2 protein-coding genes are annotated in these 1,858 nt (G+C 65.6%); both read left to right on the plus strand.

Features of this window, described 5'->3' with window-relative positions; all coding sequences use genetic code 11:
- On the plus strand, positions 1–1,018 hold a 1,018-nt coding region (locus QZX93_RS25655), incomplete at its 5' end, for a conjugal transfer protein TraH (protein WP_295389211.1).
- A 150-nt stretch (positions 1,019–1,168) separates the two neighbouring features.
- Positions 1,169–1,858: conjugal transfer protein TraG N-terminal domain-containing protein (locus QZX93_RS25660; RefSeq protein ID WP_295395017.1), on the plus strand; the 690-nt coding region annotated here is incomplete at its 3' end.

Here is a 1,858-nt window from a genome sequence, read left to right on the forward strand (position 1 = left end):
CTGCCAACTGGCCCAGGGGCTCGTGAACGATGGGGCGGCCGCGCTCAGCGGCTCCCTGACCTCGAAGACCTCACAGACCCTCGCCGCCACCGGCATCGGTGACATCTTCCAGACCCGCACGACCGCGACCGGGACCAGCCCGGCCACCCAGGCGAAGAACAACTTTACCGACGATCAGCGGGGCGAGGCCAACCTGCAAGGCAATGTCGTCTGGCAGGCGCTCAAGCGCACCAGCGTCGCGTCCCGCTTCACGGGGGGCGACGATGCGCTGCTGGAGGCGATCATGAGTGTCACCGGCTCGATCATCGTCGGCCCGCCCGAGGCCGCCCCCGACGGCAAAGGCGAGAGTCCGGGCATCACCCCGTTGCGCGGCAATGTGCTCTCGGTACGCGACCTCCTATGGGGGCCGGCCAGCCACGAGCGTGACCCCGCCCGCCGGACGACACAGACCGTGCAACGCTGGAGTTGCGACAACCGCAGCGTCAATGGCTGCCTGCATCCCACCATCGTCTCGGTGACCGACCTGGTGGGCTTCGCCCAGTACACCGCGCGGATACTCTTGGGCGATCCCGAAAACGCGGGTGCGGTGGGGCTCGTGGAGAAATTCCGCTGGGGCAACGTGGCGCTGACCGAACCGGAGAAGGCGTTCATGGAACTGGCGCCACATGGCTTGGGCGCCATGCTCCACAACCTGGGTCAGTACGACACCGGAATGGCGCGTGACTTCGCCGAAAAGGCCGCGCCGGTGATCGCCCTGGAGATGACGAAGCTGCTGCTGGACGACCTGATCGGCCAGGCAGCCCAAGCAGCCTCGCTCCATCAGAACCCGTACGCCAAACAGGTGATCGAACAAATCCGCAGTGCCAAAGACGATGTCGCGCAGCAGTACAGCGAGATCGCCCAGCGCTACGGGAACCTGCAATCGTTGATGACGCATTACGGTTCGTTGGCGCCGCTGGTCAAGGGACGGCCGTTGCAGTCGGACACGGCGGATGCCGGGTTCGAGTCGACTCAATAGCCTGTTTCAGCGGTCGCGCGCAGACGGACCTGCCGCGTCTGAATAACCCACACCAAGCCCGCTTCCGCCTCCCGCATTCCCCAACGAAATCCGCACATCCGGCGATCACGCCGGGACGCGCCGTCCATCACTTTTCTGAGTGCCTGAATCATGTGGGACATCTATTCGATCGGCGATGCCGCCTACCTCACCGCGGTCCTGAACGCCGTCGCCATGCTCTCGGGCTCCGGGAACATGCACGCCCTGGCCGGCATCGGGTTCCTGGTCGGCTTCATGCTCATCATGTTTCAGGGCATCATCCAGGCCCGCCCGCCGCAGCTCCAGCACATGCTGGTGGCCTGGGTGGTCTACATGGGCATGTTCGGCCCCACGGTGAAGGTGTCCGTCCAGGATGTCTATTCCGGGGCGGTGCGCGTGGTCGATAACGTTCCGTTGGGGCCAGCCGCGATCGGTGGGCTGATGAGCGGGATCGGCTACGGCGCCACCCGGCTCTTCGAGCAGGCATTCTCCACCCCGACGATGACGGGGTACGGTTTCGCCGCCCCTTTGCACATCCTCCAAGGGGTGCGTAAGACGACCCTGTCGATGACGGCGCTGGGCGCCGCGAACGCCCCGACGGCCGGGGCGGACATGGCGCGGACCTTCGTCAACTACCTGTCCGAATGCACCTTGTATGGGTTCAACAACGGCACCCGGTCCGCCGACGACCTCCTGCGTGACCCCAACTGGCGCACGGCACTCGGCAGCACGCTGGTGGTGCCGACGACTGAGCTGTGGATCGGCGGCAACCCGGTGACGAAGGAATGCCCGGATGCGTGGACTGATCTGTCGAACTACCTC

It is taken from the genome of uncultured Thiodictyon sp., from assembly GCF_903946935.1.
Lineage (GTDB): Bacteria > Pseudomonadota > Gammaproteobacteria > Chromatiales > Chromatiaceae > Thiodictyon.